This is a genomic window from Pseudoalteromonas sp. Ps84H-4 (assembly GCF_024124645.1).
Taxonomy (GTDB): Bacteria; Pseudomonadota; Gammaproteobacteria; order Enterobacterales; family Alteromonadaceae; genus Pseudoalteromonas; species Pseudoalteromonas lipolytica_C.
In genome coordinates this window covers 93,213-105,976 of sequence record NZ_JAMXSK010000019.1, presented here as the reverse complement: position 1 = coordinate 105,976, position 12,764 = coordinate 93,213, and the positions used below count along the sequence as shown (strand labels likewise).

At 42.3% G+C, this 12,764-nt stretch carries 16 protein-coding genes; 6 read left to right on the top strand and 10 right to left on the bottom strand.

The annotated features are described in order from the left end of the window. Positions 1-183: hypothetical protein (locus tag NH454_RS16405; protein ID WP_253039663.1), on the top strand; the 183-nt coding region annotated here is incomplete at its 5' end. A 118-nt stretch (positions 184-301) separates the two neighbouring features. Here the strand turns inward: NH454_RS16405 and rpsI are convergent. The 3 genes from rpsI to zapE form a co-directional block, all read right to left on the bottom strand. Further along, the gene (gene rpsI / locus NH454_RS16400) at positions 302-694 is read right to left on the bottom strand and encodes a 30S ribosomal protein S9 (RefSeq protein ID WP_095209788.1); all 393 of its coding nucleotides are present in this window, start codon (positions 692-694) and stop codon (positions 302-304) included. Positions 695-702: 8 nt separating this feature from the next. Continuing rightward, a complete protein-coding gene (gene rplM / locus NH454_RS16395) occupies positions 703-1,131 on the bottom strand; it encodes a 50S ribosomal protein L13 (RefSeq protein ID WP_135923446.1) in 429 nt (142 codons plus the stop codon). 365 nt (positions 1,132-1,496) lie between these two features. Beyond that, positions 1,497-2,585 carry a cell division protein ZapE gene (gene zapE / locus NH454_RS16390; RefSeq protein WP_135923445.1) on the bottom strand — a complete coding sequence of 363 codons (1,089 nt, stop codon included), beginning with the start codon at positions 2,583-2,585 and terminating at the stop codon, positions 1,497-1,499. A gap of 178 nt (positions 2,586-2,763) precedes the next feature. Here zapE and NH454_RS16385 point away from each other — a divergent pair, with 178 nt between their 5' ends. The 3 genes from NH454_RS16385 to NH454_RS16375 all read left to right on the top strand — a co-directional run bounded on the left by NH454_RS16385 (position 2,764) and on the right by NH454_RS16375 (position 5,864). Beyond that, positions 2,764-3,207 carry a YhcB family protein gene (locus NH454_RS16385; RefSeq protein ID WP_135923444.1) on the top strand — a complete coding sequence of 148 codons (444 nt, stop codon included), beginning with the start codon at positions 2,764-2,766 and terminating at the stop codon, positions 3,205-3,207. A gap of 123 nt (positions 3,208-3,330) precedes the next feature. Beyond that, positions 3,331-4,683, top strand: a complete 1,353-nt coding sequence (locus NH454_RS16380) for a DegQ family serine endoprotease (RefSeq protein WP_253039662.1) — start codon at positions 3,331-3,333, stop codon at positions 4,681-4,683. Between the two features lie 98 nt (positions 4,684-4,781). After that, positions 4,782-5,864, top strand: a complete 1,083-nt coding sequence (locus NH454_RS16375) for a trypsin-like peptidase domain-containing protein (RefSeq protein ID WP_135923442.1) — start codon at positions 4,782-4,784, stop codon at positions 5,862-5,864. A 48-nt stretch (positions 5,865-5,912) separates the two neighbouring features. On the opposite strand, the gene murA is transcribed toward NH454_RS16375, so the two are convergent. Genes murA through mlaF form a run of 7 tightly spaced genes read right to left on the bottom strand, consistent with a single transcriptional unit; the run spans position 5,913 to position 10,569 of the window. Beyond that, positions 5,913-7,172: a UDP-N-acetylglucosamine 1-carboxyvinyltransferase gene (gene murA, locus NH454_RS16370; RefSeq protein WP_135923441.1), complete on the bottom strand. Its 1,260-nt coding sequence runs from the start codon at positions 7,170-7,172 to the stop codon at positions 5,913-5,915. Positions 7,173-7,187: 15 nt separating this feature from the next. After that, positions 7,188-7,445, bottom strand: coding sequence for a BolA family protein (locus NH454_RS16365; protein ID WP_065978178.1), 258 nt, complete (start codon positions 7,443-7,445; stop codon positions 7,188-7,190). A gap of 5 nt (positions 7,446-7,450) precedes the next feature. Then, entirely contained in the window at positions 7,451-7,744 is a 294-nt protein-coding gene (locus tag NH454_RS16360) for an STAS domain-containing protein (RefSeq protein WP_135923440.1), read from the bottom strand. After that, positions 7,737-8,414 carry an ABC transporter substrate-binding protein gene (locus NH454_RS16355; protein WP_253039666.1) on the bottom strand — a complete coding sequence of 226 codons (678 nt, stop codon included), beginning with the start codon at positions 8,412-8,414 and terminating at the stop codon, positions 7,737-7,739. The genes NH454_RS16360 and NH454_RS16355 overlap by 8 nt, the downstream gene beginning before the upstream one ends. 2 nt (positions 8,415-8,416) lie before the next feature. Next, positions 8,417-8,965 carry an outer membrane lipid asymmetry maintenance protein MlaD gene (mlaD, locus tag NH454_RS16350; protein ID WP_135923439.1) on the bottom strand — a complete coding sequence of 183 codons (549 nt, stop codon included), beginning with the start codon at positions 8,963-8,965 and terminating at the stop codon, positions 8,417-8,419. Between the two features lie 13 nt (positions 8,966-8,978). Then, a complete protein-coding gene (mlaE, locus tag NH454_RS16345) occupies positions 8,979-9,758 on the bottom strand; it encodes a lipid asymmetry maintenance ABC transporter permease subunit MlaE (protein WP_135923438.1) in 780 nt (259 codons plus the stop codon). Further along, positions 9,751-10,569: a phospholipid ABC transporter ATP-binding protein MlaF gene (gene mlaF, locus NH454_RS16340; protein ID WP_135926228.1), complete on the bottom strand. Its 819-nt coding sequence runs from the start codon at positions 10,567-10,569 to the stop codon at positions 9,751-9,753. Before mlaF ends, mlaE begins: the two co-directional genes overlap by 8 nt. A 247-nt stretch (positions 10,570-10,816) precedes the next feature. Here mlaF and NH454_RS16335 point away from each other — a divergent pair, with 247 nt between their 5' ends. Then, complete coding sequence (locus NH454_RS16335; protein WP_138558035.1) at positions 10,817-11,788, top strand: calcium/sodium antiporter; 972 nt, start codon at positions 10,817-10,819, stop codon at positions 11,786-11,788. Positions 11,789-11,791: 3 nt separating this feature from the next. Beyond that, a complete protein-coding gene (locus tag NH454_RS16330; protein WP_138558036.1) occupies positions 11,792-12,763 on the top strand; it encodes a KpsF/GutQ family sugar-phosphate isomerase in 972 nt (323 codons plus the stop codon). Position 12,764 lies beyond the last annotated feature (1 nt).

Below are 12,764 nucleotides of genomic sequence, written 5' to 3'. Positions count from 1 at the left end.
AGCTATCAGCTATCAGCTATCAGCTATCAGCTATCAGCTATCAGCTATCAGCTATCAGCTATCAGCTATCAGCTATCAGCTATCAGCTATCAGCTATCAGCTATCAGCTATCAGCTATCAGCTATCAGCTATCAAAAGCTTAAAAAATCGAAAAATGAATGTAAAGCTACTTCAGTTCATTGACACAAATAACTAAATCTCTATCTCGATCAGCTAAAAACTGACGGCTTAAAGCTGACAGCTCTAAAAAACAAAAAACCCAGCCGGAGCTGGGTTTTTGGTATTCTGATAAACGTAAATATTAACGTTTTGAGAATTGTGGACGCTTACGTGCTTTCTTAAGACCCACTTTCTTACGCTCAACTTTACGTGCATCACGTGTAACGAAACCTGCTTTACGAAGTGTAGGACGTAGAGACTCGTCAAACTCCATAAGTGCACGAGTGATACCGTGACGGATAGCACCAGCTTGACCAGTAGTACCACCACCTGAAACAGTGATGTGTAGGTCAAACTTTTCAGTCATTTCAACGTGCTCTAATGCTTGACGAACAACCATGCGAGCAGTCTCACGACCGAAGTACTCTTCTAGAGAGCGCTTGTTGATTACGATGTTACCAGTGCCTGGGCGTAAGAATACGCGAGCACTTGAACTTTTACGACGACCTGTACCGTAGTATTGATTTGCCATGATAGTGCTCCTTAAATGTCTAGAACCTGAGGCTGTTGTGCAGCATGGTTGTGCTCAGTACCTGCGTAAACTTTAAGTTTACGGTACATTTCGCGGCCTAAAGGACCACGTGGCAACATGCCTTTAACAGCTTTTTCGATAATCATTTCAGGCTTTGCAGCTTGAAGCTTGTCGAAAGTAGTAGACTTAAGACCACCTGGGAAACCAGTGTGTGCGTGGTACATTTTGTCTTTTGCTTTATTACCAGTAACAGTAACTTTCTCTGCATTGATAACGATGATGTAATCACCAGTATCTACGTGAGGAGTGTACTCAGCTTTATGCTTACCGCGTAGGCGACGAGCGATTTCAGTAGCGATGCGACCTAAAGTTTTACCTTCAGCGTCAACTACGTACCAGTCACGTTTTACTGTTTCTGGCTTAGCAACAAACGTTTTCATTTATTAAAATCCAATGTTTTTTAATTTAAAACCACAGGTAATTATTATTAATTACCGCTCTAAGTTGAATGCTTTAACCCCTTCGAGTTTAAGACTTTGAGCCATCAATTAGAGGCTAAACTAATATCTGGCAATAGAACGCAACGTGGCAGACGCGGGAGTATACCAGCACTTAAACCACATTGCTATATGATGGTTGTTTTTTATTCGAGAAATTCAGCTATCAGCTATCAGCTATCAGCTATCAGCTATCAGCTATCAAAAGCTTAAAAATCGAAAAATGAATGTAAAGCTACTTCAGTTCATTAACACAAATAACTAAACCACTATCTCGATCAGCTAAAAACTGACGGCTGAAAGCTCTACTACGCTAAATGCTCTCTCGCTAAATATTCTAGCGATTGCATTTCTTGCAATCGACTGATGCAGCGCTTAAATTCAAAATTTAAGTTACCTTCGCTATACAGCTCAGTTATGGGCTTTTCAGCAGAAATAATTAACGTCACATTACGCTCATAAAACTCATCAACTAACGCAATAAAACGGCGAGCTGCATCATCATTAGCTTGGCCGAGCGCTTTAACATTCGATAAAATAACAGTGTTATAGAGTCGGCTGATTTCCATGTAGTCGACTTGGCTTCTCGCTGTTTCGCACAACTCACTAAAGTCGAACATAACGATACAATCAGCTACCTTTCGCGTTTTTATCAATCGGCCTTCGATTTCAATCGCTTTATCGAGCACGCCAGGCTCTGGCGACAACTTATCAAAGTATTCAAATAAATTATCATCCGCTTGCTGATCAAGTGGGCTATGAAAAATTTCGGCTTGCTCAAGGGTACGTAAGCGGTAATCAACACCCGAGTCCACATTAACAATCTCGGTGTTAGCTTTTACTAGTTCAATAGCTGGTAAAAAACGCGCGCGTTGCAAACCGTTTCGGTATAGCTCGTCAGGTACAATGTTTGAAGTTGCCACTAATACGATACCGCGCTCAAATAACGCTTCCATCAGGCCACCTAACAGCATGGCATCAGTGATATCTTGAACAAAAAACTCGTCAAAACAAATAATATCTGTTTCTGCTTTAAAGATATCTGCAACCACATTTAATGGATTACTGGTATTTTTTAACTTTTTGAGCTCATCATGAACACGATGCATAAAACGGTGAAAGTGCACACGCATCTTACGTTCAGTAGGTAAAGCTTCGTAGAAAGTATCGACTAAATAGGTCTTACCTCTACCTACACCACCCCAAAAATAGAGCCCTTTTATGGCTGGCGTGCTATCTTTAGAGAAGAGTTTGGCAAACCACCCCTTAGCGGCTGGTTTCTCTGCCGTTAGGTCATCATAGAGCCTTTGCAAATGACGCACAGCATTTTCTTGTGCTGCATCATGTACAAAGTCTTCACGTTGTAAATCTTGTTGGTACTTCTGCCAAGGAGTCATAGGTCGTTACAATAAAACACAGTTAAATTTGCAGAGTATATTAACACGCATCGTATCTCAGGGTATATTAACCCGCAGTATGATTTCACAATCAAATTAAGCATATTTTAATAATGATTGGACTATAAGTGCTTTTACAGCATTTGTTTTTGTTATTTTTTCCCAAAGGGGTAGATTTATGGGCACAATTACCTGGGTAGGTATTCTTATCATCGTTGCAATTTCGGCATTTTTCATTGGTGCGTTTGTAACAAAGAAACAATTTAAGCAAGATGAGTTAGAACAACAAGTAGAGCAAGCTAATAATGCACTTGAGCAATACCGCCAAGATGTTGCCGATCACTTGGCAAGCACAGGGAAACTTGTCTCAAAGATGAAAGATAACTATGACCAGCTTCTCAACCATGTTGAAGAAACGAACAAACTATTATTAGCAGATAAAAAGCAGCACCCTAACGAGCCGTTCTTTTCAAAAGAAACCACCGAGCAATTGCAAAGCTCATTACAAGACCGTCGTGGCGATCGCTCAAGTGCAGAAGCACAACCTGCAGACTATGTGGTCGGTGAAACAGGGTTATTTACTGGTTCAAATAAAGTTTCAGAACATTCTAAAGCCTCTTGATGAACTTTTTTTTGACCCCATAGTCTTTAGATATAACAGCTTTATATCTAAACCAAGAAAAGGGCTGCTTATGCAGCCCTTTTTAGTTTTTGCTTTATCTCTGATGTGGAGTAAACCCTGACTATGAAAATGAAATTATCTGTTATTAGTGCTGCTATTTTATCTTCTAGCTTATTATTAAGCCCTGCAGTTTCAATGGCTAAACTGCCAGTGGCGGTAAATGGTCAACAGTTACCAACCCTTGCACCAATGTTAGAACAAATCACCCCTGGCGTGGTGAGTATTCAAGTTTCGGGCTCAAAAGAAGTTCGTCGTCGTCCAACACCGTTTGATGACTTTTTTGGCGTACCACGCGGCGGTAGTCAAAAACGTGAATTTAGCGGCCTAGGCTCAGGTGTGATCATTGATGCAGACGAAGGGTATATTGTTACCAATAACCACGTTGTCGAAGATGCAGAAAAAATGATTGTCACCCTTGAGGATGGTCGTGAGTACGAGGCAACCAGAATTGGCAGTGATAAAGAATCAGATATTGCATTGCTGCAAATTGATGCTGATGACTTAACTGAGCTAAAAATTGCCGACTCAGATAAACTGCGCGTGGGTGATTTTGCGGTAGCAATCGGTAACCCATTTGGTTTAAGCCACACAGTAACCTCAGGTATTGTGAGTGCGCTTGGTCGCAGTGGTTTAAACATAGAAGGTTATGAAGACTTTATTCAAACCGACGCGGCTATTAACCAAGGTAACTCTGGTGGTGCATTAGTAAACCTAAATGGTGAGCTGATTGGTATTAACACCGCTATTTTAGGCGCATCAGGTGGAAACGTAGGTATTGGCTTTGCAATCCCATCAACCATGATGAAAAACCTCGTTGATCAAATTATTGAGCATGGCGAAGTTCGTCGCGGTTCACTGGGCATTTCAGGTCGCCCGCTTGACGCTGGCCTTGCTAAAGCACAAAAACTTGATGTAAAACAGGGTGCCTACGTTATGCAAGTGATGGATGACACCGCAGCAAGCAAAGCGGGTATCAAAGCCGGTGACGTGATCATCAGCGTCGATGGCACTGAGATCAGCGGGTTCCATGAACTACGCAGCAAAATTGCCACGCTTGGTGAAGGCAAACGCGTAAAACTAGGTATTTATCGAGATGGTAAAGTTAAAATAGTAAATGTAACCCTCGATGGCGCAGCTTCACTAACAGCAGCTGGCGAAGAAACTCACCCAGCTTTCCAAGGTGCAACACTAGAGAACACTCAGAAGAGTGATGGTAAAGGAGTTGAAATAACCAGTGTGGCAGCACGCTCTCCAGCTGCGCGGGTAGGCCTTGAAGAAGGTGACGTGATTATGCAAGTAAACCGTCAACGTGTTGAAACAATCCGCGACATGAATAAGATTATCGAAAACACTAAAGGTAATATCGTCCTAGGAGTAAAACGAGGTCGAGAGCTTATTTTTGTATTAATTCAATAATTTTATTTGATTTTTCATGAAAAAATAACAGTGGTGCTTGCCGCTGTTATTTTTTTTGTGCCATCATTAAATAATTGCTCATTGATAATAAGAATATTGTGCTAAAACTTTTAAAATTTATCCTACCGCCGCTTTTTACTGGTTTAGGTATCGCCTTCTTGGTCGTGCTTTTTAGCCCGAGTTTACGTAGCGCTTTATTACCCAACATGAATTTACCCGTTGCGATCAGCTCGCAGCACATGAGCTTTGCCGATGCAGTGCAACGTGCAGCCCCTTCTGTGGTAACTATTTTTTCCGAAAGTATTTCTAACCAACCACGCTACAAACGTCAAAACACTGTTCAGGCACTTGGCTCAGGCGTCATTATGTCGCAAGACGGTTACATTCTGACTAATTATCACGTTATTAAAAATGCTGACTTGATCATTATTACCCTGGCAGACGGTCGTCGTTTTTATGATGTTCAAGTGATTGGTTTTGATAGTGAAACAGATTTAGCTTTATTAAAAATAAACGCTGAACACTTACCTGTCATTCCTGTTAATGACAATTTTAAACCACGTGTAGGCGATGTTGTTTTAGCTATTGGTAACCCACTTAATTTAGGTCAAACCATTACCCAAGGTATTATTAGCGCTACAGGAAAGCAAAACTTAATCGACAGCCCTTACAGCAGCCTATTACAAATGGATGCCGCCATAAATGTAGGAAACTCAGGTGGCGCATTAGTTAATTCACGTGGTGACTTAGTAGGTATCACGTCGGCGCAATTCAAAACCCATGCAGATTTGGATATCCAAGGCATTTTCTTTGCAGTGCCCTACTCAATCGCTAAAGACATCATGGATATATTAATCAAACATGGTCGTGTTGTACGAGGTTATTTAGGTTTTAGAGGCACCGGCATAGATAGCACAGGCAAAGATGTTAGTGATAACTTTACGCCTGTAGCAGGAATGCGTATTACCGAGCTAGACCCGTTTGGACCAGCGTGGCAAGCGGGGATCAGAGAAACCGATATCGTAATTAAAATCGGCGGTATTTCGGTTGCTAACCCACAACTAGTTTTAGACAAACTAGCAAAAACTGAACCGGGCAATAAGCTAGAATTTGAAGTCTATCGTGATGGTGAGATATTAAAGATTATGGTTACTGTTGGCGAACTAGAGTCAAAATCTTAACCAAAAAAAGCCTAACAGACGTTAGGCTTTTTTATAAGTATTAAGTTATTAGCTTGAACGGCGCTTAATATTAGCACCCAGCGCACTTAGCTTGTCTTCAATACGCTGATAACCACGGTCAACGTGGTAAATGCGATCAACAACTGTCTCACCTTGCGCCACAATACCAGTTAAAATAAGGCTTGCTGACGCACGTAAATCTGTCGCCATCACTTGCGCGCCCGATAACCTTTCTGTATCACCACAAATTGCTGTATTACCTTCTAAGCGAATATTTGCGCCCATACGCTGTAACTCAGGTACATGCATAAAACGATTTTCAAAAATCGTTTCAGTGATGGTAGCACTGCCCTTCGCTACCACATTTAAAGCGGTAAATTGCGCTTGCATGTCGGTTGGAAAGCCCGGGTGTGGCATGGTCTTAATGTTAACCGCTTTTAATTCACGACCACGCATATCAAGGTAAATACTGTTATCAGTCACTTCAACCAAAGCATTCGTGGCGCGTAACTTTTCAATCACGGGATCTAGGCTATGGTGATCTGTGTTTTTACACAATACTTCGCCGCCAGCCATTGCCGCAGCGACCAAGAAAGTACCTGTTTCAATGCGGTCTGGAAGAATACTGTACTCACAACCAGATAACGACTCAACACCTTCAATTTCGATGCGGCTTGTACCTGCACCGCTGATTTTAGCGCCCATCGCAATTAAGCAATTCGCAAGATCAGTGATCTCAGGTTCGCGTGCAGCGTTTTCAAGAACTGTTTTACCATCAGCCAGCGTTGCGGCCATAAGTAAGTTTTCTGTTGCGCCAACACTCACCATTTCCATGAAGATTTCGGCGCCTTTTAAACGACCATCAACTTTGGCATTGATATAACCATTTTCAACCTTGATCACTGCGCCCATGCGCTCAAGTCCTTGAATATGAATATCAACCGGGCGGGCACCAATGGCACAACCACCAGGCAGTGAAACTTGTGCTTCACCGAAACGTGCCACTAAAGGCCCCAGAGCAAGCACAGAGGCACGCATTTGTTTTACCAGCTCATACGGAGCTAAAGTTTTATCAACCGTCGCGCCATCAATGATCAGCGTATCTTGCTGCCATTCTACCGTTGCACCAAGCGTTTTAAGTAAAGCTTCGGTGGTGCCGATATCACGTAAGCGCGGTACGTTACTAAAGGTACTTTTACCTTGCCCAAGCAGTGCTGCAAACAAAATAGGAAGTGCGGCGTTTTTAGCGCCAGAAATAGTGACTTCACCTGCCAGCGAGGTGCCACCTTGAATAACAAATTGATCCATGAGGAGGCCCTGAAACTATTGAGGTAAAATAAATTTTTGTTCGCGTTTCCATTCAGTCGGCGTGAACGCTTTGATTGATACAGCGTGGATTGTACCGTCTGAGATTGTTGACATTAACGGAGCATAGACCAATTGTTGTTTCTTAACGCGCGTTAAACCGTCAAAACACTCACCAACAGCAATCACTTCGTAGTGGCTACCGTTTGCTTTAACAATCACTTCGTCTAGCTTTAATTCGTCGCGTAATAACGTTTCGACTTGGCTTGTTTCCATAAATCTCACTCAAATAAGGTTGTGACCTGTCCCAACTGCATCAAGTTTTGCAGTTGCTCAGGAATATTTTGCAATTCAAGGCGAATACCTTGCTGCTTTAATTCTGCGAAAGAGTGAATTAACCAAGCTAAGCCCGCCGTGTCAACCCTAGATACACCAGAAAGGTCAAAATACCACGTTTTGTGTGTAGATTGTGACTTGGTGTTCAGAAGGCGTTCATTGGCGATAGAGTTTCGGGTCAGTTCACCACTGACCCGAAACTGATTATCCTCGAGTTGAGTAATATCAACGTTACTCATCGCCACCTTCACCTCTAAACTGCACTGGTAGTTGGCTCTTTTGCTCAAGTAAGTCACTCACGTGTTCGATACCTTGTTGACGCAAAATGCCTTGTAATTCACTTTGTTTAGCGTCAAGCAGGCTAATCCCCTCGGCAATCATGTCGTATGCACGCCAATCACCATCTCGGTCTTCACGTACTTTAAAGTCAATTTTAATATCAGGCTTACCTGGTTCCACAATTTTCGTTTTGACTAGTACCACATCTTGACCTTTAAAAGGCTGGGCTGGGCCAAACTCAACACTTTGGTTTGTATACTGCGTAAACACACCAGCGTATGTAGCAATTAGGTATTTTTGAAACACATCAATGAAGTGTTGCAAATCTTTGATTGCTTTTGCCTTTTCTTCTTTATCTTCGATTGCACGTACTTTTGATACATGGTTACCTAACACACGAAGTGCAGCGTACTTGTAGTCAATGTAAGGCATTAACTCTTCTTCTACGATCACTCGTAGATACTCTTTATCTTTGGCGATTAAAGGCTGATCTTTAGTAATACGTGCAAAGGTATTATCTGATACTTTACGCACCATTTTGTATGGGTCTTTTAAATCGACCTCAGGCTCTGCAGCGTGTACACCTACCGTAAGCACCACGCTTAAAGCGATTAGAAATTTTTTAAACATCATTATTCACTTCCTTGGTTGAACAAGAACTGACCTATCAGCTCTTCTAATACTAATGCTGACTTGGTATCGGTGATGTAATCACCATCAGCAAGCGCTTTACTTTCAACACCAAACAAATCATCTAAAGCAGCATCATCTTGAGCGGCTGTCACTTTTTCACCCATGCAGCGTTGCTCTGCAGAATCGGCAGCAATAACCGGGTTAATACCCAAGTACTGCTCCCCTAAAATACCTGATGTTAAAATAGAGATAGAGGTTGTATCTGAAAACTTACACAAATAGTTTGCGTCAATCGCCATGTTAACTACTGGCACAAACTCTTTTGGATCAATTGAAATTGACTCAACACGCCCCACAACAACTCCGCCGACCTTAATTGGCGCTCGGGCTTTTAACGAACCAATGTTTTCAAACTTGGCATTTAGTTGGTACGTTTCACCGCTACCACTAATGCCGGCATTTGCTACTTTGAATGCAAGCAATGCAAAAGCCGCAATACCTAGGGCTACAAAAAAGCCAACTAAAATTTCTAATTTCCGTGAATTCATCTTTATACCCTAATTAGCTGGTAAACATTACCGCTGTTAAAATAAAGTCAAAACCTAAAACTGCCAGTGATGAGTGTACAACGGTTTCTGTTGTCGCTTTACTTATCCCTTCAGAAGTAGGGATACAGTCATACCCTTTGTAAAGCGCAATCCACGTTACAATCAAGGCAAATACAAAGCTTTTAATCATGCCATTGACAATATCTTGCTGAAACGACACTTGCGCTTGCATGATTGACCAGAAACTACCTGAATCAACACCAAGCCAATCAACGCCAACTAAGTGAGCGCCGATAATAGCAACAGCAGAAAATATTAATGCAAGCAATGGCATACTAATAAAGCCAGCCCAAAAGCGCGGGGCAATAATGCGTTTAAGTGGGTCAATTGCCATCATCTCTAAGCTAGATAATTGCTCAGTGGCTTTCATCAAACCGATTTCAGCTGTTAGTGCACTGCCCGCGCGACCAGCAAATAATAACGCCGTGACCACAGGCCCTAATTCGCGTAACAAACTTAGTGCCACCAATGGCCCTAAGCTATCTTCAGCACCATAACCGACTAATACGGTATAGCCTTGTAAAGCGAGCACCATGCCTATAAACAGGCCCGACACCATAATGATTAAAAGCGATTGTGAGCCGACCATATACAACTGACGGATCAGTAACGGCGTGCCTTTTTTGAAGTTTGGCATATTAACTAATGCGCCAAACAACATTTGCGTAGAGCGACCAAGCGCAGCAAAACGGCCTAACGTCTTGTGACCTAGCTTTTGAAACAGATCAAGCATTCGGTACTCCCAATAATTCATCATCATAAGCAGGAGCAGGATAATGGAATGGTACAGGACCATCCGATAATCCTTTTAAGAACTGCTGAACAAGCTCTGATTGATGATTTTGCATTTGCTCAGGTGAGCCTTCACCAATCACACCTTGATCAGCAATAATGATCACGTGATCTGCAATACTAAGCACTTCGGTTACATCGTGCGTTACAATAAGCGACGATAAACCTAACACCTCATTCAGTGATTTGATCAGCTTAACAAGTACCCCCATCGATATAGGGTCTTGGCCGGCAAAAGGCTCATCATACATAATCAGTTCGGGGTCAAGGGCTATCGAGCGAGCCAAAGCTGCACGGCGTGCCATACCACCTGATAATTCAGACGGCATTAAATCTTGTGCACCACGAAGACCTACAGCTTGTAACTTCATAAGGACTACAAGTCGAATTAAATCTTCACTAAGTTGAGTGTGTTCGCGTAAGGGGAAAGCGATATTGTCAAACACAGACATATCAGTGAATAAAGCACCACTTTGAAAAAGCATACTCATTTTAGTGCGGGCAGCGTAAAGCTCCTTGCGAGACATGCTAGGAATACTATTGCCTTCGAACAAAATATCACCAGAATCAGGCTTAAGTTGACCACCTATCAAGCGTAACATGGTGGTTTTACCTATGCCGCTCGGTCCCATGATAGCGGTGATCTTGCCTTTCGGAATGTTAAAACTCATATTTTTATATATGATTCTATCGCCCCGTGAAAAGGTTACATCCTTGATTTCTACTATTGATTGCGACAAGTCGCTCTCCATAACGTTTTTCACTCGTTTTGCCATTTTAAAGTTTTTTTAGTCAAGATGGAAAAAACAATTCGTAAAATTTTGTAATATTTTCTATTCGCCAAATTAAACTCTACGCAGTTGCTCCTTAACCACACCTGAAATCTCATTCCTAAAAAACCGCGCTTTGTGCCTGCCAGCCTATTCTTTTACTTATACTTTCCTGCTCGCTTTTGTTACTATTTGCAGTCATCTGTTTCAGTAATGTTGGCGTATCACAATGGTGACTTCTTTTGTCATTTTAATTATTGGTTTTGCAGCACTTGTTTGGAGTGCCGATCGGTTTGTTTATGGTGCGGCTGCACTCGCAAAAAATATGGGGATCCCGACCCTAATCATAGGTTTAACGGTTGTTGCTATGGGTTCTTCAGCCCCTGAAATGATGGTATCTGCTTCTGCCGCGCTTGCCGGTAAAACTGATACAGCAGTAGGTAATGCTGTTGGCTCAAATATCACCAATATCTTACTTGTACTGGGCGTAACAGCACTACTTCGCCCTCTTTCTGTCTCGTCAATGACCTTAAAACGAGAAATGCCTTTAGTACTACTTGTCTCAATTGCGGCATGGTACGTGTTTTCAGATAACTACTTTTCGTTTGCCGAAGGTATCGCATTAGCTCTTGCCTTTGTTGTCTTCATCGCAGGCTTAGTGATTGTGTCTTTACGCGCTAAAAATCAAGACGATGACCCTTTCGTGAGCGAGGCATGTGAAGATGTTCCCGATAATGTCAGTACTAAATCAGCTATCCTATGGCTTGTTATCGGTATGATACTTTTACCTATCAGCTCACATTTTTTAGTCGAATCAGCCGTTGATATTGCTAAATACTTTGGCCTTTCAGACCTTGTAATTGGCTTAACAATTATCGCTATTGGTACTAGTCTACCTGAACTGGCTGCATGTATTGCTGGGGTATTGAAAAACGAAGATGATTTAGCATTGGGTAATATTGTAGGCTCGAACATTTTCAACCTACTCGCTGTTTTACCACTGGCTGGGATCATCAACCCATCGATTATCGACCCATCTGCAGCGAACCGCGATGCCCTTATCATGATTGCAGCTACTTTAGTGCTGATTGCCATGTCATTGAACTTTAAAGGTGCTCGTCGCATCAATAGAGTAGAAGGTGGCTTTTTGTTAGTCGCATTTATTGCATATCAAGGCTATATTTTTAGCCAAATAGGATAATCAATGACCCAGCTAAATTTTATTGCGCAAGGTAAGCGCGTTCTTGAAATTGAAGCGCAAGCTTTACACGAAATAGATCAGTACATCGATGAACATTTCGAGCAAGCTTGTCAGCTAATGTACCAATGCACAGGCCGTATCATCGTTATAGGCATGGGTAAGTCTGGCCACATTGGCAATAAAATAGCTGCCACATTAGCAAGCACTGGTACACCGGCATTTTTCGTTCATCCTGGCGAAGCAAGCCATGGCGACCTAGGGATGATCACTCGAGATGATGTAGTAATGTGCATTTCGAATTCGGGCGAAACCAGTGAAGTGTTAAGCATTATTCCTGTTATTAAACGAATTGGCGCAAAAATGATTTCGCTAACAGGTAACCCTGACTCAACAATGGCAAAGCTCTCTAATGTGCATGTTTGCATTAAAGTTAGCCAAGAAGCATGCCCACTGGGTCTTGCGCCAACGGCAAGCACTACAGCAACCTTGGTTATGGGTGATGCAATGGCTGTTGCTTTACTCGAAACACGTGGCTTTACAGCCGATGACTTTGCATTATCTCATCCCGGAGGCAGCCTAGGTAAGCGCTTGTTGCTTACATTAAACGATGTAATGCACAGTGGTGATGCAACACCAATAGTGCACGAGTCGCAAAGCATTAAAGATGCGCTTATTGAAATGTCTGCTAAAGGGTTAGGTATGACAGCCGTGGTCGCGGAAGACCAAAAACTCTGCGGCTTATTTACGGATGGTGATTTACGTCGTATTTTAGAGCAACGTATTGATATTCATAGTACCGCCATTAGCCAGGTCATGACGCGCTCATGTACTACAGCCAGTGCAGAGATGCTGGCTGCTGAGGCGTTAAATATTATGGAACGCAAACGTATCAACGGCTTGATTGTAATCGATAAAAATAACACACCGATTGGCGCGCTTAATATGCAAGACCTATTAAAAGCAGGAGTTCTGTAAG

Bases quoted from the DNA above. Each gene is read 5' to 3' on its own strand.
- murA (WP_135923441.1), bottom strand. From the start codon at position 7,172: ATGGATCAATTTGTTATTCAAGGTGGCACCTCGCTGGCAGGTGAAGTC.
- NH454_RS16330 (WP_138558036.1), top strand. From the start codon at position 11,792: ATGACCCAGCTAAATTTTATTGCGCAAGGTAAGCGCGTTCTTGAAATT.
- zapE (WP_135923445.1), bottom strand. From the start codon at position 2,585: ATGACTCCTTGGCAGAAGTACCAACAAGATTTACAACGTGAAGACTTT.
- NH454_RS16355 (WP_253039666.1), bottom strand. From the start codon at position 8,414: ATGTTTAAAAAATTTCTAATCGCTTTAAGCGTGGTGCTTACGGTAGGT.
- mlaE (WP_135923438.1), bottom strand. From the start codon at position 9,758: ATGCTTGATCTGTTTCAAAAGCTAGGTCACAAGACGTTAGGCCGTTTT.
- NH454_RS16335 (WP_138558035.1), top strand. From the start codon at position 10,817: ATGGTGACTTCTTTTGTCATTTTAATTATTGGTTTTGCAGCACTTGTT.
- mlaF (WP_135926228.1), bottom strand. From the start codon at position 10,569: ATGGAGAGCGACTTGTCGCAATCAATAGTAGAAATCAAGGATGTAACC.
- rplM (WP_135923446.1), bottom strand. From the start codon at position 1,131: ATGAAAACGTTTGTTGCTAAGCCAGAAACAGTAAAACGTGACTGGTAC.
- NH454_RS16380 (WP_253039662.1), top strand. From the start codon at position 3,331: ATGAAAATGAAATTATCTGTTATTAGTGCTGCTATTTTATCTTCTAGC.
- mlaD (WP_135923439.1), bottom strand. From the start codon at position 8,965: ATGAATTCACGGAAATTAGAAATTTTAGTTGGCTTTTTTGTAGCCCTA.
- NH454_RS16360 (WP_135923440.1), bottom strand. From the start codon at position 7,744: ATGAGTAACGTTGATATTACTCAACTCGAGGATAATCAGTTTCGGGTC.
- NH454_RS16365 (WP_065978178.1), bottom strand. From the start codon at position 7,445: ATGGAAACAAGCCAAGTCGAAACGTTATTACGCGACGAATTAAAGCTA.
- NH454_RS16385 (WP_135923444.1), top strand. From the start codon at position 2,764: ATGGGCACAATTACCTGGGTAGGTATTCTTATCATCGTTGCAATTTCG.